Origin of the sequence: Christensenella tenuis, from assembly GCF_014287795.1 — a bacterium.
Classification (GTDB): Bacteria; Bacillota; Clostridia; order Christensenellales; family Christensenellaceae; genus Christensenella; species Christensenella tenuis.
In genome coordinates, this window is the sequence record NZ_JACOON010000003.1 from 248931 (window position 1) to 267615 (window position 18685).

Genomic DNA, 18685 nt, shown 5'->3' on the forward strand with positions numbered 1-18685 from the left:
CTGCCCCTCCTCCCTTTGCATTCCGCATTCCAGAAGATTAAAGATTTCATGAAACGGTTTACGCTAAACTGGAAACGGTTAATCATAGGATGCAAATCATTTGAATGAAATGGAGGATTTCAAAATGAAACAAAATAATATTTTAAATCTGATTCTGGGCATCATCCTTTTTATTGTCGGTATTGCCCTGTTGGCGAACCCTGTCGGCGGAATGGAGGTCATCATACTGATTCTGGGAATTATTATGATTGCTTATGGCGTCATTACCATTATCTCCAACTACAGTAAGCGTATGGAAAATTCCGGTGTATTCGGCGCATATACGATCCCCGTTATTGCTGCTATCCTCGGAATCCTGCTAATCATTTTCCGCGGCCCCACAGCCGGTATTGTCCTGCCCCTGATCATTGGCATCTGGATGATTGTAAATGGCGTCATCACCCTGATCAGCGCCCCGAACAGCAGCATGGCATCCAAAATTTTAGCTATCATCACCGTCATTCTTGGTATTATTGTGCTGATCTGTATGGCGGCAGGCGCTAATTTCCTCGGGACACTGCTTGGCATTTTCCTAATTATTTTTGGAATCATCACCGTGGTTCAATGGTTCTCCGGCAAAAAATAAGTATTTCTACCCGGTACTGAATACGGCCAGAAAGGGCGGCATACTTTTTGAAGTGTACCGCCTTTTCTTTTCATTGCTTTGTTCAAATAACATAAGCATCATAAGTCTTTTCTTTTTGAGCAAATAAAACCATCAGTCGGGCTTTTGCGGTATAAACGGCAAAAAGTTTCCCCCGTTTGGCAGCGCATGGAATTGTCTTCTTCACTTCAAATAAGATATCCGGTAAATATGTATTAAAACAGCTCATGTAATATGGTTTTATGCTATAATATAAAATACTACATATTGAGTATAGGTTGGGCGCTATAGTGTTTCACACGGTCGCAAAATTTTTTCGCGGATTTCTGGATGCTATTGAAAACAGCAAGATATCCCGTGCAATCCGCAAAGGCCTGATAACCGCAATACCGATCCTTATGATTGGATCGGTCGCGCTTATTTTGTTGAGTCTGCCAATTGACGCCTATCAGGACTTTCTTACTTCATCTGCCGGGGCAGTTTTTCATCAGATATTGAGCCTCGTCCACAGCGCTGCGTTCGACTTTCTGGCAATCGTTTTCCTGATTACGATCAGTTATAGTTATGCGCAGTTATACAGCAATAAAATGTCGATGAGGATTGGCGTGCCCATCCTTTCCCTTTGCTGTTTTATGATTATGTCCGGCACAGGCACGGAAAGTTTTTCCATATCGAATTTTGGTGTAAACGGGCTTTTTATCGCAATTCTCACAGCGATTTTTTCCAGCGTGCTTTTTATCAAACTGGCCTCTGTCCCGAAATTGACCCCACAAATTTATGCGGATGGAACGGATCACGATTTCAACGCCGTATTTTCCATGATCGTCCCCGGGGCTCTCGTGCTTTTGATCTTTGCTTCCTTCAACTATGTGCTGGTCAATGTTTTGGGAGCAGGGAACCTATCTGATTTTCTGGCCGATACGATGATAACTCTTTTTATGGATCTTGGAAAAGGCCTGCTTTCAGGAATACTCTTCGTCTTTTTCTTGGGAACCTTCTGGTTTTTCGGGATACATGGCGGGAATGTTATGGACAATGTTTCCCAGCAGTTTTTCGCGGGCAATGTGGATATCAATACCGCAAACATCTCCGCGGGACTTCCACCCACGGAAATATTGAGCAAAACCTTTTTTGACGTGTTTGTGTTCATGGGCGGCTGCGGAACCATTCTTTGTCTCGTGATAGCAGTCTTCTTATTTTCCCGTAGGCGGAGCATCAAAGATATTGCCAGAATGGGAATCGGACCAACCCTATTCAATATCAACGAATTTGTCATCTTTGGTTTACCGGTGGTGCTGAACCCTGTTTTTTTCATTCCTTTTGTCGTAACGCCTATCGTGATCACGGCTGTTTCCTATTTCGCCGTTTATCTCGGGCTTGTTCCTTATGTGACGCAAGCTGTGGAATGGACGACTCCGGCGATTTTAAGCGGATATGTGGCAACGGGTTCTGTTGCCGGAAGCCTGCTGCAGATTATAAATATTGCAATCGGCGTATTGATCTATCGTCCATTCATCAGGTTGTACGAAAAGAAACAGGTTGTTAATATGAAAAAGGATATCCGGGAGTTAGCCGATATTCTCGCCAGTTCAGAAAAGGAAAACAGACCGCCTTGGCTTCTGGACCGCAACGATCACCTTGGATCTGTCGCAAAAATGTTGGCGGCGGACTTGCGCCACGCTGTCAAAAAACATAAATTAATACTTTATTATCAGCCCCAGGTGAGAAGTACCGGGGAATGCTTCGGTGTGGAGGCTCTGCTTCGCTGGGAACATGAAATCGCAGGTTTTGTCGCGCCGCCGCTTATGATAGAGCTTGCCCGGGAAGCAAATTTCCTTGCTGAACTGGAACAGGAAATCTTAGAAATGGCCTGCACGGACCTGTGCGTATTTTATGAAAAACTGGGCGCAAAATTCGAGCTTTCCCTCAATGTGACTCCCGATATGTTAAAATCCAAAAATTTTTATGGCGTACTACAGGATATCATGCAGAAAAACCGGCTCGATCCACGCAGCCTATGGATCGAAGTAACCGAGCAGGCCGTGCTTTCCGATACGCCCGAACTGGTCCAGACGATTGAACGGCTGCGTCAGGCGGGTTATAACCTCTCGCTTGACGATTTTGGCATGGGGCATACATCGCTGCTTTATTTGCAGAACAATCAGTTTGACCAAGTAAAGCTCGATGGGTCGATTGTCCGGGATATGCTGCAAAACAAAAGGTCGTGCGATATCATTTCCTCTATTGTCAGCCTGGGAAAATCGCTTCATTTTTCCGTATTGGCGGAATATGTCGAAGTGCCGGAACAGCGCGATAAGTTGCTGGCTCTCGGTTGCAATGAGTTTCAGGGATACCTCTTCAGCAGGCCGCTTCCGCAGGATGAATTAATCAGCCTGGTCAAAAGGTGGCGGGAGCGGCTGAAAAAAGCTTAATTATTTGATAACATTTTTTAATTAATAAAACATTGTATCTTTTTACCGAAACCACTGTTACGATTGAAGGCCGGTTTGCGCCCCCTGCGAAGGGAGCGACACCAGTCCATCGGGCTTTACGAGACCGTGAAGCAATTTCAATCCACGCTCCCACGAAGGGAGCGACCAAAGAGTACACCGTTTCCGGCACGCTTATGGTATTTCAATCCACGCCCCCTGCGAAGGGAGCGACTTAGATACCTCCATGCCGCTTGCAACGAACGCCTATTTCAATCCACGCTCCCACGAAGGGAGCGACACCCCACAACTCCCGATACATTACTTGTCCTTGTATTTCAATCCACGCTCCCACGAAGGGAGCGACTAGAGGGGCTAACCTAACCGCCCATGTCGGCTACATTTCAATCCACGCTCTCACGAAGGGAGCGACAATCAAGGAACACCGGGAAAAACGAAGCATTAATGCATTTCAATCCACGCTCCCACGAAGGGAGCGACTCAATAATTTGCCGGGCGGCGATTACACAGTTACCATTTCAATCCACGCTCCCACGAAGGGAGCGACGCGCCGCGCGGCCTTTTCGTCGCCCTCCACCTGATATTTCAATCCACGCTCCCACGAAGGGAGCGACGCCCCGAGCACCGGCGATCCGGTAGATGTTAAGGTATTTCAATCCACGCTCCCACGAAGGGAGCGACGGCATATAACCTATATTTTTCCGACGAAGAAATATTTCAATCCACGCTCCCACGAAGGGAGCGACGCCCTGTCCCGCCTTTCATGTACCTACCATGTACCTATTTCAATCCACGCTCCCACGAAGGGAGCGACCATCTTGGGCTTGAGGGGGACGGAGCCGTGCAGATATTTCAATCCACGCTCCCACGAAGGGAGCGACGAGAATAATTCTTGCAGAAGATCAGCGGCATACTGTATTTCAATCCACGCTCCCACGAAGGGAGCGACTCCTGACTATCGGGCAATCCCGGTCTGCCAATATTTCAATCCACGCTCCCACGAAGGGAGCGACGAAGAATTGTTTGCAGAGGAATTTCCTGAATTCATTTCAATCCACGCTCCCACGAAGGGAGCGACATCATTGCAATTGCTACATCGGTAGGCATCATAATTTCAATCCACGCTCCCACGAAGGGAGCGACTTTTTTGAGCGAAGAGGATGGCCTTTGACATATATTTCAATCCACGCTCCCACGAAGGGAGCGACTAAATTCCTGCTCGTTGGCTCGGATATACTCAAGATTTCAATCCACGCTCCCACGAAGGGAGCGACCAAGCCAAGCCGGGAGGGACAAAGTCTTTTTGACATTTCAATCCACGCTCCCACGAAGGGAGCGACGACCTGTTCCCCGGAATGCAGGCGCATACGCAGATTTCAATCCACGCTCCCACGAAGGGAGCGACGCAGCGATTGCAATAGATCACGCGGATAAAAAGAATTTCAATCCACGCTCCCACGAAGGGAGCGACGCACCAAGCAGCATTGTCCCGCGCCGCTTCCAGGCATTTCAATCCACGCTCCCACGAAGGGAGCGACCTTATCGCACCGTAGGCACGGTAACTAAAATAGAATTTCAATCCACGCTCCCACGAAGGGAGCGACCGCAAGATATGCTCAAAAAAAAGATTGAATAAGCCTATCTTGCGTCTGGCAAATTATCAGTTCCTTGATAATGCCCATTTTGTCTTTCAAAAATTCGTATTTAAGGTGCGAACATTCCAGGCATTTTATGTCTGCCTTGGGTTCGCACCCACCCTATAGGATTAAATCTCCTTCCAAGTCGATGCTGGGTTTAGCCCCCACATGAATAACTTTCTCGGAATAATGATTGCCAAGGTTATAAAACCGAAGGCTATCTGTCTCTGTATTTATCATGCCCTTTAACTCGTTTTGCAATTTGAGGAACTGGCTCCAGTCAATATTGCACTCGAAAACAGAATTTTGTACCCGCTGCCCATAAGACAGGCATTTCCTGGCAACACGGGCAAGCCGTCTCCTTCCGGCAGCTGTATCTGTCGAAACGTCATACGTCAATAAAACAAGCATTTATCTTTTCCTTTACTTCCATAAAAATGGCGGATAGCCATCCAGATCCCCTCTTATGGCCCGTGCCAGCAGCAACGCCTGGCAATAGGGAACCAGGCCCCATTCAACTTTCTCTTTCAAAAATGGATGTGTGATTTCTTCTTTTTTGCGGTTTTGCCAGGCCGACAGAAATCTTTTGCGGGCAGAGATAGACAAATAAACTGCGCCCGAACTTTGAAACTCAAAATCCGCTTCGTTTATTTCTCCTCTGTTTATGAGAGACAAAACAAACCGGTCCGCATAGTGGGGACGCAGTTCTTCCATTAAATCCAGGGCAAGGGACGCTCTCCCCGGCCTGTCTGCGTGCAAGAATCCCACATAGCTGTCCAGGCCAACAACTTCAAGTGCATGCCTGCATTCGCTGGCCAAAAGCGTATAAGCAAAGGACAACATTGCGTTAACTGCGTCGGTAGGCGGACGCCGGTTTCGATTCCTTAATGCAAAAAATTTTTTGTTCTGCAAAATCAATTCATCAAACGCCAAAAAATAGCGGTGCGCCGCATTCCCCTCAATAGCACGAAGTTTTTCTTCGTTATCAATCTCCAGGACTTGTTTCAGTTGACTGCTGATAAATTCACTTTGCTTTTTCAACAGTTCTGCATCAAGCCTTAAGGAATAATCTCTTACGCCACGTTCCATCACCCATTTTTGATTATGGAGCTTTCCAAAAATGAAACTTCTTGCATAGTTTACCGCACGAGTATCGTCGGCGATGCGGTACTGCTCTCTCCGCAACAATACATTACCGCTGGATTCGCCATGAAAGGTTCCTAAATACTTTCCATACTCGTTCAGGAAACTGACCGATATCTTCCTCTTCACACATTCCCCTAAAAGCTGCGGCGTCGCTCCAAAATAATTAAAGAGAACTATTTGCTCTAAATTCAGCAGTGGTACACGCAGCGCAACTTCACCGTCTATATAGACGCAAACATTGTCTGCATCAAGGTTCACCCTTGAATCTGGTTGAACGACAAAAAGAACATTCAGCAGCTTCCTCATTCAATATGCGCCTCCATATATTTCTTTGCGGAATTTCCGGACTTTTGGCTTAATCCAGGCAGACAAATATCTTTTATACTGCAGCTTTGACAATGCTTTTTCTTTACCGCCTCCGGCGTATGTTTTCTTGAAAACAGCTCGTGCATTGCTTGTACGGTTTTGTCCAATTCCCCTCGCAATACCGGTGTAAATGAAACTATTTCCCTTTTGCGGGGCTCGCCGTAGAATAAAGCGCCTTCTTCAATTTTTGTACACAGCATTTCTTCAAGGCAAACCGCCTGGGCGCAAAGCTGCAGCCTGTCGCAGTCGTCCAATTTGGTTTTTCCGCGTTTATATTCCACAGGATAGGGCAGCCACAAACCAGGATATCCCCTTAAGGATATCCCATTTTTTGATTTGCGGAATTCTACGACATCGCATTCGCCTGAAACGCCAAGCTCTGCAGAGCGGACTTTCAAGGCACGGAAGATGATGAGGCCGCCGCGCTTTTCAACGTCATTGCCTCCGTGTGCTTTTGTATGCATGATCCTGCCGCCGGCAGTGAGATAGTTTTCGCTCCACTGTTCTTCCACGTGGATCAAGGCCCACTGCCGGGGGCAAAAAGCGTAATGTTGTATGCCGGAGAGCAGCAAATAGTCTTCTTCCCTGTAAGTCATCCTTCTATTATTTCCGGGCTTAGCCCATCGAGATCGCAGATCGTAACCTTGCCATCAGAATCAACTTTTACGCTGTTATGAACCTTGGCAGATGAATACTGCCCGGATTTGCTGTTGTGCACGAACCATACGACCTCAAGCACCTGCATTGAGCCGCTGGGGCGGGCTGACGACTCATCTCCCTCAAACAAAGAAGCAAGGGCATTTTTAACAGCAAGCGCGTCTTCCTCCGAAAAACCGGTTTTCTGGGCAAGCTGGGGACTAATACTACCATAGGTAACGTATACGGCATTGCTCACACGGTGCTTCATACCCATTGTATCGGATGATTTCTTTCCGTCCTGCGTTGTTTCACTGTTCACAGATTTGGTGATTTGGATAGATTCGACAACAACCGGTTCCGTGCTGAAAGCAGACTGTATGCTTACCGGACCTCTTATGCCCAGCGAAACCTCCGCGGTATCCTTCCCTTTTTTAAATGCGAAAACCTGTCCAAAAGAGCGGACGTCCATCCATTTTTCGCATACCTTTTGCGCCACGATCTCTTTGGATTTCTGTTCCTCTTTGCTCAATGTGGAAAGAAAGGAATTAAAACGGTCCGAGAGGGATTTTTTGCCGTCGGTATTGCTCTCGTCCATTTGAACAAAAATCTCGTTCCCGGAATTCTGCAGTTGGTTGCGGATTTTTCGCTTCAGGCAAACGTCCGACACTTCCCCCAGCCCATCGCTGTTTGTGCGGGGCCTGTTTCCTCCAAGCGGATCGCCATTTGGATTAGCGTTTTTTACCGTGAATATAAGTGCAAAGTCGATTTTATTCTGTAATACTGCCATTGTCATTTTCCTCCAAATTCTCTGTTTGATTGTTTTTTGATAATGCACGATATTGTGCAGAATAGCCAAGCAGATACAGCGCAGACAACGCCTCGTTATTATCCGTGAACTCTTCCAGCTTTTCGTCGATCTCTGTAATAATCGGCAGGAAAAAATTTTTATAAAGTGAGTATCTCTGGTTGATGTAAGGCTGCAATTGCTGACTTAACATGAGTTTTGTAGTAAGCGGTTTTACAGCATAACTGCTCATAAGCCTGACCGCGTTGGTTGCGCGTTCGCCTTGCCTGCCTTTGGAGCGCAAAGCGTCCTCTTCGATCCGGTCTGCCACTGCAAGCCATCTGCCATATAAATAGCTGCGGTCTTTTTTAAGTTCGTCAAGTTCCAATGGTAATTCCTCCTTATAATGTTGTTTATGGTATTTCCGTATTAATGCACAGGTGATATTTAATGCGCGCGTCCATTCATTGTCGCTGTTTTCCCATTTCGCATCCGTGAATGACATAGGATGTGAAGTTCTGTTTGCCGCCATTCGAACCATGCTTTCAGGCAGCGAACAGTTGCCGAACATACATTCCAAAAGCTGCTTGCGGACTTTCTTTTTCAGGGTATTATATCCGGCGTCGTTTCCGCCCCGCGGCTTCCCGTACACAGCGAAAAGAATGTCGTCATAAGATGGCGCCCCTATATAGCGGATCATCGCGCTTTTGCCATTTTCGCCTTTTTCTTTTTTCCATGCGCTAAGAAAATAAGAAGTGTCACTATGCCAGTTGATAATATTCTCAAGATAGGTGTGTTCCGGCATTTCTTGGTAAAACACCAAACCCATCCTGCCCGTTGTCGCGGCGTCAAACACCGCAATACAAATCGTACGCGCATGCTGCTTCAGGTCTTCCGCCCTTCTATATCCCTGCAAAACATTCTTGAGCTTTACAGTATAGTCCGCATAAACGGCCTTTGTGCCTGCGTCCGATAAAATATCAGCGTCCGTTCTGGTTGCCTCCATGCTGCCGAAGAGGTTAAACGTGTTGTCCTGCGCCTTTTCCTTCACTTCGGTGTCGCTGTCAACGGCCCAGGTTACAACAACCTGCGAATCGACCATGTAGCCGTAATTGGCAATCAACCAGCGGAGCATTTGGTGCATCTTCTGCGACTGCGCATAATCAACGATCACCGCGTCATCCTGCGATGAAAACCGCCCGCGAAAGGTAAAGCCGTTCGTATCATTGCAGGAAAGCAGTTTTGCATTACCTGTCATCGCGTTTATGTTCTTCGGATGTTGGGTTGCCACAGCATCAACAGCACAGCCGCTCAGGTAATCGAACAAAGAATTGTTTCCTTTCGTTCTACTGCGCACATGGGCGATCCATGCAGTTCGAATCTCCTTGTCTTCCCAAACATGGGAAGCTCGGGCGCCCATTTGTACGACAAATCGAACGCCGATTTTCCTGATTTTATCATAGTCAATAGAGGATACGTCCCGGCTCTCCGCCCCGGATTGATATTCACTGTCTTTGAAAATATCATTTTCAATTAAATCAGCAATAATGGTTCCACCGGAAATATATGCATAGATGGCATTCAGCGCAACATTCCCGCCTTTCCATTCGGCAAGCTGCGCAAGATAATTTTTGCTGCCTTTGTCTTTGATTCCCCCCACATAGTCCAGTTGGTCGCAGAGCGGATGAGGCAGCGGATTCTTTATATCATTGGCGCGTCCCGCAGAGCCCTCCGTACAGGGAATAATAATTGTCGTCTCCTTACTGTCACGGCTCGCGCGGACGAAGCCTCCGTCCCGGTCGAGATAAACACAAATTTCAGACTTGAACGTCGTATGAAAAATTGGCATCAGCGTTTTCCTGTCGTTGACGTTTCCGTCGGCGTCTGTTACAGGAATGCCAACCGCATTCTCGCACTTATCATACGTTTCAATCAAATTTTGAAACACTCCCACTACTCGTCACTCCCCTCTTGATCAACAGGCGCCATATTCTCTCCGATCACAAACCGTTTCACCTGCTGATTTTCAAATACAGTGCGGCGCTTCAAGGAACTGTCGTCCGGCGGCGGGAAAAGAATGATCCCATCCTGCATCACGCAGTTCCAAAAGCGGATATCAAAATTCCGGGCAAGCGTTCCATCCGCGTTTCTGGATTTGTTTTCATCCGGATAATCGATCCCGTGGAACATAAATCCAAAACTCAATTCATTATAATCGTCATAAAAACCTTCGCCGCTCCCAAACTCGCACGGCCTTATATACCCTTGGCATTCCCTTGTCCCCAAAAAAATATCGCGCCTGCCACCTTTTTCAATGCTGCGCCTGGCAATGTTATGATGCTTATTTTCATTGCGGTCGCTTTGCAATTCCGGGCGGTTCTCATTCCATTCGAAATGGGCGAGTACCTGATACCGTACGTCTTTCAGGTAGGTATAGTAAGCCAAATCATTGCCCCCGCTCATTTTGATCGGGCGTATCCCCTTGCCCTCGGTCTGGATTTTATTTACGATCCTGACAGCGTCGATCACCCAAATAAACGTCGGTTTCCAATAGATGGATTCCACAATTCCCTTGATTGCCTGATAGGTCGGTACCTGATAAGAAAATTTCTCGCCGCCAACACGAGTCACCGGGTCTGAGAACAGCGCGTATTTTGCATACGCTTCAAACTCGATTGAGTTTCTTTTTTTTACAATCTTACTCACCACATCGTCTTTCATTCGTTTCCTCCTTGCTAAACAATAAGATTGTCCTGAATTATGTCTGAAACCGCGCCTGTATCTTGTGAATAATAATTTTCGTCAAGAAGCAGTATGCCCGTTTCTTCATCCAATGGTGATAACGCGTGTCTTTCCAAAAGCTTTTTTAGTTCATACTCATACAGGGGAACACTGAATCTCTGCAGTTTCTTTAAAATTTGTACTTTTTCCCTGGTAAAAACGCTTCGGGGCTGATTTCTGTATTCATCGATCAGCTTTTTTGCACCGCCGTACCGGGCAACGACCGACGTTGTATTTTTGTCCAGCACACTGAATTCCGCGTCCGCAGACCGGAAGGCCTGCGTTATAAAGTGGGAAAACTGCCTGCCGGTTCTGTTCCGATAATTTCCCTTTCCGTCCTTGTTGTGTGACAACATAGCATAAATGCTTCCAGCCTGGCCTACCGGGTAATCCATCCGCCTATCCTGGCCGTTAAAATATTGGTCGTAAAATTCAGACATCGCCTCTTCATCCAGTAAATCAACACCCGGTTCCTTACTTTGGATGATTCGCTGCGTTATTTCTTGTCCCATCCTGATATCCGGCAGCCTGTCAAGGCTCTCGCCTTTTAACGGGAATACATAAACTTTTTTGGGTTCAGCGCTCTCCCCGTTTCTATTGCATCTTCCTGCGGCCTGGGCAATAGAATCCAATCCTGCCATACTGCGAATGACGCATGAAAACGAAATATCGACCCCCGCCTCAATCAATTGGGTAGAAATACAGATTACTTTTGTGCCGCCATTGAGATGTGCCCGCATTTTTCGAATAATTTCCATACGGTGCGCCGCACACATAGAGGTGCTTAGGTGCAGGACTTCAAAGCCAACGGCCCGGTTCTTTATTGTGTCAAACAGTTCCAGCGCGGCATTCCTGGTATTTACAATAACAAGGCAATTCCCATTCTCACCTGCCTTATCCATAGTAAAATCCGCCGTGGAAAAAATGTCACGCTCAGGTTCAGCCGCAATGTTCACGCGTTTCATATGCTTGAATTCATTGGCGCAATCAATAAGCCTTGGATGTGCCGCAAGCAAAAGATTGCTTCGCTGCGTAGATGCAAGGGCAGGCTGCGTCGCGGAACAAAGGAGAACCGTAGCGTTTAGTATTTTTGACAGGAACGAGACGATTTCATTAAAACAGTGGATCGCTTTTATGGGCATGGATTGTATTTCATCAAAAATAATGACTGAGTCTGCCATGGAGGCAAATTTGCGCAGCTTGCCGCTCTTTGAAGACATCACCGATTCCAGAAATTGTACCATTGTAGTTATGATAATAGGGCTGTCCCATCGCGACGCCATTCGCTTGCGTGTCTCGGAAGCGCCATCATCTTCCGGCTCAAGGGTATTTGAGTGATGTTCAAAAATAACGCCGCTGTCTTCCTCCACCTCCAAAATATCACGAATGGATTTTGCCGTCTGTTCTATGATGGAAAGGTAGGGAATGACATAAATAATCCGTTTCTTTTTTTGCTTTTTGCAGTGATGCAGCGCAAACCGTAAAGAGGACAAGGTTTTTCCACCCCCGGTCGGCACCAGGAGCTGATAAATCCCAGTTTCATGATCTGCGGCAGCTTTGCATTGATCAGATATGGATTTTCTGATTTTTGCAATATCCGTACCGCTTGAAAACGAAGCAATATTTCGTTCGAATATTTCTGTTAGCGGAGCCCAGTCGGTATTGGAATACAAAAATTCCTCATTCACATCAAACAAATATGCATCGAGCCTGTCTGCATCAACCAAACAGGAGTAAAGATACTTCACGGCTAAGCCCAGGGCAAAAGCAGCTGAATCAGGGCTTCTATAGGCGTTTTGAATGTGATCCAACAGGGCGCGAATCTCGCAAACCGCTTTTTCAAACAGGAGTTGCAGCTTTGCTTTCTCGGAATCTGTAATTTTATTTTTGATCTCATGGTAGGAATATTTGGCGTCGTCAGCGTTTTGCAGTTTGTCGAAATAATCGGTTGTCCCATCCGGCGCAATGCCGTCCGCAAGACGATTATGATGCGCAGTGATACAAAAGGCCATCATTTCCTTGAGCAGCAAAGCCTCTGGCGCACCATGATCGATAAAGATTTCATCTGCCAAAAATGCCCCTTGCCATGCATGGATAACACTGCCGCGCTCTCCGCTTCCGCCCTTTATATAGCTTTGAAATGCGTCGGAAAGTTTCCCCAAGTCGTGAAGATACGCAATGAGTCCGGAAGTATTGGGGCAGTGCGAAATTGCAGTGGAAATATCAGCTACATGTTTCGCATGTTCAAACATGCTTTGCGTTTTGTCACGAGAATTCTTTCTTGCGAGCTCCGTACCATACACCATTCAATCCTCCTTGCATTATATTTACATCCGTGCAGGTTTGCATCGCGCATGATTAGAATCACAGCTTCTCTAAAGTATATTGATTATTATTGGACTATCTTATAACGTTGAATGAAAAACATAGTAGACTCATTACCTTTCATTATAATGTGGTACATAAAACATTACAAGTGTTCCCTCCGACGAAAATTTACGAAAAGTTTTTTAGACTTACCATCAAAAAGCGCTTATACTGCAAAGCCTGGAGTTCTTCCAAAATACTATGAGTAAACTGTTTCCTTGCCAAACCGGTGTCCATTCAAATCGCAACGACCTTCACACTGTTTTTCCGCAGGAGCGTTTTATCATGGGGTGGAGCCGTAGCGGTTTCGCGCGAAGCAGTCGAGCCGCCATCCGGCCACCACGACAAACAGGCCCTTTGCGCTGGCCTTGACCATCCGCTGGCAATCCGGCCGGTTACCCGTTTGGTTGGAAAGTACCCGTTCGATATATGTCCAAGAATATTGATATCCTGCTTTTCCATGAATCACTCGTCTCGTTCTTTAAGGTCTGGTGAAGCCCTTTAATCTATCTTGCGCTGAACATTTTCCCAGGTCTTCGATCACTATATCGACGCAGCGAAAATAATTGTCTGTTTCGATCATATTGCCTACATTCATTCCGTCTTCTTCGACGCCAATAGTATTCGTTTCAAAATATACCGCGTCTGGTCATGGAAAGGCCTGCCGGCTTCCATATTCGGCAGCACTATTTATGCCATAAAATATAACCGGTATTTACGTTACAGTGGCGTTAAACGCATTGAAAAAAGGACTCGCTTGAATTGATTTACACGGCCGGTACTATAAGTTCTCTGCTTACTGTAAAATAACAGGCACGGCTGAGGCCGTGCCTGTTATTTTACAGTAATTTATTCCGGTATATCTGCAAGCAGGCTTCCCAATACGGCCACACAGCCGTCTATACCTAATTCTGAAGAATTTAATACAATGTCATAATTTGTAAAATCATTCCATCTTTTTGTGGTATTTGCGTAGTAATACCGTTCACGCCTACGGTTAAACCGTTTCATTATGCTTTCCACTTCATGTTCCGGGATAGCGTAGTCTTCTACAATTCGGTTTCTTTTATCTTTTTCCGTTGCCCAGATAAAAACTTTTACGACCCCTCTACGCTCTTTTAACGCTTCAGAGGCGCAATGTCCAAGAAAAATGGCAGGTCCCTCTCCCGACATCTTTCTTATTTCATCTTGTTCAGCAAGGAAAATATGTCCTTCTTTTGACACCATATCCGGATTTGCAGAGGTTGCTTGACTGAGTGCATAAATCGTATATAAAAGGCTGTTTGGAACATTTTCCTCATATCGTTCTATATTTTCAATAGAAAAGTTATATTTTTTTGAAACAGCCTTGAGTATTTCATGGCCATAGCACGGCACGCCGGTTATGCTTGCCAGCTTTCGCGCAATTTTCGTTCCTCCGCTTCCATATTCGCGCTCAATCGTTATGTAGTGATATTTTCTCATAATGAAACGCCTCCTTTTCGCCGTCCCGCGCAATGCCGCATTTTTTTCTCAGTTCTGCCATGCGCCTGTCAAGTTCCGCGCTCATTTCAGCGCATTCGTAAAGCTCAGACAAATTCCCCTGCGGTATTCCGTTCTTTTTCTTATAATTGATTTGATGTTCAAGACTTGCCCAAAAGTCCATTGCAATCGTTCGAAGCTGTACTTCCACTTTCATCATCCGCTTTTCGTGCGCAAGAAAGATAGGTGTTGAAACAATCAAGTGCAGGCTCCTGTAACCATTCTTCTTGGGAGACGCAATGTAGTCCCGCTTTTCTATCAGGGTAACATCGTCGTGTTTCAGCAGCGCCTCTTCCAGCATATACACATCATCAAGAAAAGAACATATTACGCGTATACCTGCAATATCATTCAGATTGTCTTCCACACTAGAAACGTCAATGGGAAAATCCTTTCTCAGCAGTTTATCTACAATGCTTTGCGGCGATTTGAGCCTTGTCTTAATATTGCTGATTGGTTCCCTATCGAATTGCAGTGAAAATTCCTCGTTCATTACATTGAATTTGGTTTCCATTTCCATCAACGCGCAGCGGTAATAGGTCATCATTTCCATAAACGCCTGTCCTCTTCTGAGGAACATTCCAACAAATTCGTTCCTGTTTTTTTGTGTGAAAAATTCACCTCCGGCTTGCATCAGCTTTTCTATTTCTTTATCCATGATATTATCTTTGTCCATGTTCAAATATTCCTCCGTCAGGCAGCTTGGTCAAATTGGCTGTTATACAGTTCTGCATAAAAACCTCCTTGTTTCATCAATGCGTCATGCGTTCCGCTCTCTATAATATCTCCGTCTTTTAGTACAAGGATAAGGTCAGCATTCTTAATCGTAGACAAGCGGTGAGCGATAACGAATGAAGTACGGTTTTTCATAAGAGCATCCATCGCACTCTGTATCTGTTGTTCTGTTCTCGTATCAACCGAGCTTGTCGCTTCATCCAATATCAGCATTGGTTTGTCCGCAATCATCGCCCGCGCTATGGTAAGCTGTTGCTTTTGTCCTTGCGACAAATTTAACTGGTCATTTAATACCGTATCATATCCGTACGGCAGAGTGCGTATAAAATGGTCGAGTCCAACTGCCCTGCACGCTTCCTCCATCTTCTCATCCGATACGTTTTCCGTGCAGTAGATAAGATTTTCCCGCACAGTTCCCTCGAACAGCCATGTATCTTGCAGTACCATGCAAAACTGCTTGTGTACCTCCTCCCGCGTCATTTCACGTATCGGCACTCCATCTATGCGGATTTCCCCGCTTTTTATCTCATAGAACCGCATCAGCAGGTTTACCATGGTTGTTTTCCCCGCGCCGGTCGGCCCTACTACGGCAATCTTCTGCCCCGGGCTGACCTGGGCGGAAAAATCATGGATAATTGTTTTTTCATCTGTATATCCAAATTTCACATGCTCAAACTCCACATATCCTTTTGTCTGTTCCAGTTTTTGGTTCTTTTCGTTTTCATCCTGCATCTCTTCCGCTTCCAGGAATTCAAAGACGCGTTCTCCTGCGGCGGCGGCCGATTGCAGAGATTGCATCGCCTGCGCCATCTGTGAAAGGGGCTGGGTAAAATACCGTACATACATCATAAACGCGACGATTACTTCAAAACCAATTTTGCCGTCCATCGTCAGCAATGCTCCCACCACACACACAGCTACATAACCAAGGTTTCCAATAAAGTACATAAGCGGCTGCATAAGCCCTGACAGGCATTGAGCTTTAAATGCACTGTCCTTTAATCTTCCGTTTAATTTATCGAAAACTTTCTGCGCGTTCTCTTCTCCGTTGTATGCCTTTACCACCGTATGGCCTGTATATATTTCTTCTACATGTCCATTGATTTCCCCAAGATGTTTTTGCTGGCGGTCAAAATATTTTTGTGACCGCCTCATAATCAGCATCATTAGAAGAAAGCCGATTAAAGTCGCAATGACTGCTGTCGCCGCCATAATAACATTCGTCAGCAACATCATAATAAGAGAGCCCGCAAATAGTGTAACTGCCGAAACCAACATACCCACGCTTTGATTCAGCGATTGTGAAATCATGTCTACATCGTTTGTAACGCGCGAAAGCACATCCCCGGTAGAGGTCCCATGGAAATATCCCATTGGAAGGCGGTTGATTTTTCTGGAGATATCGCTACGCATCTGTTTGGATACCCCTTGGGAGACCGTTGCCATAATCCAGTGCTGTCCAGTCGACAACCCAAAACTGCACAGATACAATATAACAAGGGTGATGCCGATCGATGCAACCGCAGCCAAATCAATTCCCGTCGTAATCCCATCGGTAATTACTTTAGTCATCTCCGACAGTTTGTCCGGTCCAATCAGCGTCATTATAGTGCCCCCGATTGCGAAGATAATTGCCAACACAAGCGGCACGTAATATTTTTTAGAGTATTTTATCAGTTTTTTCCATGTTCCTGTAAAATTTTTTGCTTTTTCGGACGACCCTCTCATCATTCCGGAGCCGGGGGCCCCGCTATTCTGTGGCCTGTTGCTACCATATTCATTTTTTCCCATTATGCCAATTCCTCCTTTGAAAGCTGTGAAAGAGCTATCTGTTTATACACTTCGCAGTTCTTCATCAATTCGTCGTGCGTACCCATCCCGGCGATTTTTCCTTCGTCAAGTACAATAATTTTATCTGCATCACGAATCGTTCCGATGCGCTGCGCCACAATAATGCGCGTTGATCCGCCGCACTCTTTATCCAGTGCTTTGCGCACGTCGCGGTCTGTTTTATAGTCCAGCGCGGAAAAGGAATCGTCAAAGATAAAGATTTCCGGCCGGCGGCAAACCGCGCGGGCAATGGAAAGCCTCTGTTTCTGTCCTCCGGACAGGTTGGCGCCTCCTTGTGCTATATATCCGTCATATCCGTCTTCCATTTTTTCTACAAAATCGTTGGCCTGTGCCGTATATACAGCGTCAATCACATCGGAAGGCTGGGCCGTCTTTCCGTTATCCCCATAGTTCACGTTGCTTTGTACTGTACCGGAAAATAATGTAGCTTTTTGGGATACATAACCAATTTTATTCCGCAGCGCTTTTTGCGAATATTCCCTTACATCTATCCCATCTACCAATACTTTACCTTTTGTGGCATCATAGAATCTCGGAATCAGATTGATAGCCGTGCTTTTTCCGCATCCGGTAGAGCCTATCAGCGCAACGGTTTCCCCTTTATGCGCTGTAAAAGAGATATTGGAAAGCACGTCGTCCGCTGCGTCCGGATAACGGAAACTGACGTCGCGGAACTCGACCTCTCCCACCATTCCGTTGTCTGATTTCGTTACTGTTCCATCCTCAATTGTAGGCTCCGTATTCAGCACTTCGTTGATTCGCTTCGCCGACACCGAGGCGCGCGGCAACAGGATAAATATCATTACAAGCATCATAAACGACATAACGACCTGCATCGCATATTGGGAAAACACCACCATATCTGAAAATAGCGTCATCTTTTCCACCGCTCCGGCGTTTTGAATCAAGTACGCGCCAATCCAATAAACGGCAAGCCCAAGCCCGCTCATTACAAGCTGGATTCCCGGCATCATAAACGACATAGCCCGAGACGAAAAGAGCTGGGTTTTGGTCAGGTTATTGTTCGCCGTTTCAAATTTTTTCTCCTGATAATCTTCGGCATTATATGCACGGACAACATTAAGGCCCGTCAGGTTTTCACGCGTTACGCGGTTGATATCATCCGTTAGAATTTGCATCTTCTTGAATTTTGGCATTGCCACCAGTATGCATATCCCTACAATGACAACCAACGCGACTACAGCCATCCCAGTTGAAAAGGTCCATTGCCAGCTTTTTCCTGAAATCTTTACAATTGCCCACACCGCCATAATAGGAGCTTTCAGGAGCATTTGCATTCCCAGTACAACCAGCATTTGCACCTGCATAACATCGTTCGTCGACCGTGTAATCAGGCTGGCGTTAGAAAAACGTCCGATTTCTTCCATGGAAAACGACTGGACTTTCTGGAATAATTCTCCGCGAATATTCGCTGAAAAGTTAGCCGCTACCTTCGATGCGCAGATTGCCGTTCCTATTGAAGCCGCAAGGCTTCCAAGCGCGCATGCAAGCATCATCCCTCCTGCGGACAGAATTTCTGACATTGCGCTGCCCTCCGTCTGGACAAGCATTGTAATTTCCGACATATAACTTGGCATTGTCAACTCGAGCCATACCTGTATCACAATTAAAACGAGAGCAAGTCCTACCAGACCCCACTCGGTTGCAGTGAATTTCCTAAATAATTTAAGCATATAAGGGCATACTCCTCTCATCAATTATTTTGACTCTATTTTAGAAACGGAACATAAACTGAAACTAAACT

General features: G+C 46.1%; 14 protein-coding genes and 1 CRISPR repeat array. Of the genes, 2 read left to right on the forward strand and 12 right to left on the reverse strand.

The genetic code is table 11. The features are described 5' to 3' along the window. The first annotated feature begins 124 nt into the window (after positions 1–124). Both H8S18_RS07120 and H8S18_RS07125 read left to right on the forward strand, forming a co-directional pair. The gene (locus H8S18_RS07120; RefSeq protein WP_186857622.1) at positions 125–625 is read left to right on the forward strand and encodes a DUF308 domain-containing protein; all 501 of its coding nucleotides are present in this window, start codon (positions 125–127) and stop codon (positions 623–625) included. 308 nt (positions 626–933) lie between these two features. Next, positions 934–3075 (forward strand): PTS sugar transporter subunit IIC/EAL domain-containing protein, encoded by a 2142-nt coding sequence (locus tag H8S18_RS07125; protein ID WP_186857623.1) that lies wholly within the window; start codon positions 934–936, stop codon positions 3073–3075. A gap of 266 nt (positions 3076–3341) precedes the next feature. Continuing rightward, a CRISPR array of direct repeats spans positions 3342–4697; the repeat unit is 32 nt; unit sequence ATTTCAATCCACGCTCCCACGAAGGGAGCGAC. Between the two features lie 153 nt (positions 4698–4850). On the opposite strand, the gene cas2 is transcribed toward H8S18_RS07125, so the two are convergent. The 12 genes from cas2 to H8S18_RS07185 form a co-directional block, all read right to left on the reverse strand. Then, positions 4851–5141, reverse strand: coding sequence for a CRISPR-associated endonuclease Cas2 (cas2, locus tag H8S18_RS07130; protein WP_186857624.1), 291 nt, complete (start codon positions 5139–5141; stop codon positions 4851–4853). A gap of 12 nt (positions 5142–5153) precedes the next feature. Beyond that, positions 5154–6182: a type I-C CRISPR-associated endonuclease Cas1c gene (gene cas1c / locus H8S18_RS07135; protein ID WP_186857625.1), complete on the reverse strand. Its 1029-nt coding sequence runs from the start codon at positions 6180–6182 to the stop codon at positions 5154–5156. Continuing rightward, on the reverse strand, positions 6179–6838 hold the full coding sequence (gene cas4 / locus H8S18_RS07140) for a CRISPR-associated protein Cas4 (protein WP_186857626.1): 660 nt from the start codon (positions 6836–6838) through the stop codon (positions 6179–6181). The genes cas1c and cas4 overlap by 4 nt, the downstream gene beginning before the upstream one ends. Beyond that, positions 6835–7668 carry a type I-C CRISPR-associated protein Cas7/Csd2 gene (gene cas7c, locus H8S18_RS07145; RefSeq protein ID WP_186857627.1) on the reverse strand — a complete coding sequence of 278 codons (834 nt, stop codon included), beginning with the start codon at positions 7666–7668 and terminating at the stop codon, positions 6835–6837. Before cas7c ends, cas4 begins: the two co-directional genes overlap by 4 nt. Continuing rightward, positions 7649–9619 (reverse strand): type I-C CRISPR-associated protein Cas8c/Csd1, encoded by a 1971-nt coding sequence (gene cas8c / locus H8S18_RS07150; protein ID WP_186857628.1) that lies wholly within the window; start codon positions 9617–9619, stop codon positions 7649–7651. The genes cas7c and cas8c overlap by 20 nt, the downstream gene beginning before the upstream one ends. Continuing rightward, complete coding sequence (gene cas5c / locus H8S18_RS07155; RefSeq protein ID WP_186857629.1) at positions 9619–10386, reverse strand: type I-C CRISPR-associated protein Cas5c; 768 nt, start codon at positions 10384–10386, stop codon at positions 9619–9621. Before cas5c ends, cas8c begins: the two co-directional genes overlap by 1 nt. 14 nt (positions 10387–10400) lie before the next feature. Continuing rightward, a complete protein-coding gene (gene cas3 / locus H8S18_RS07160) occupies positions 10401–12752 on the reverse strand; it encodes a CRISPR-associated helicase Cas3' (protein ID WP_186857630.1) in 2352 nt (783 codons plus the stop codon). Positions 12753–13050: 298 nt separating this feature from the next. Next, a complete protein-coding gene (locus tag H8S18_RS07165; RefSeq protein ID WP_186857631.1) occupies positions 13051–13275 on the reverse strand; it encodes a hypothetical protein in 225 nt (74 codons plus the stop codon). 387 nt (positions 13276–13662) lie between these two features. Next, on the reverse strand, positions 13663–14277 hold the full coding sequence (locus H8S18_RS07170) for a cytidylate kinase-like family protein (RefSeq protein WP_186857632.1): 615 nt from the start codon (positions 14275–14277) through the stop codon (positions 13663–13665). Further along, positions 14249–15010 (reverse strand): GTP pyrophosphokinase, encoded by a 762-nt coding sequence (locus H8S18_RS07175; protein WP_186857633.1) that lies wholly within the window; start codon positions 15008–15010, stop codon positions 14249–14251. Before H8S18_RS07175 ends, H8S18_RS07170 begins: the two co-directional genes overlap by 29 nt. A gap of 17 nt (positions 15011–15027) precedes the next feature. After that, a complete protein-coding gene (locus tag H8S18_RS07180) occupies positions 15028–16860 on the reverse strand; it encodes an ABC transporter ATP-binding protein (protein WP_186857634.1) in 1833 nt (610 codons plus the stop codon). Then, on the reverse strand, positions 16860–18614 hold the full coding sequence (locus H8S18_RS07185; RefSeq protein ID WP_186857635.1) for an ABC transporter ATP-binding protein: 1755 nt from the start codon (positions 18612–18614) through the stop codon (positions 16860–16862). Before H8S18_RS07185 ends, H8S18_RS07180 begins: the two co-directional genes overlap by 1 nt. Between the last annotated feature and the right edge of the window lie 71 nt (positions 18615–18685).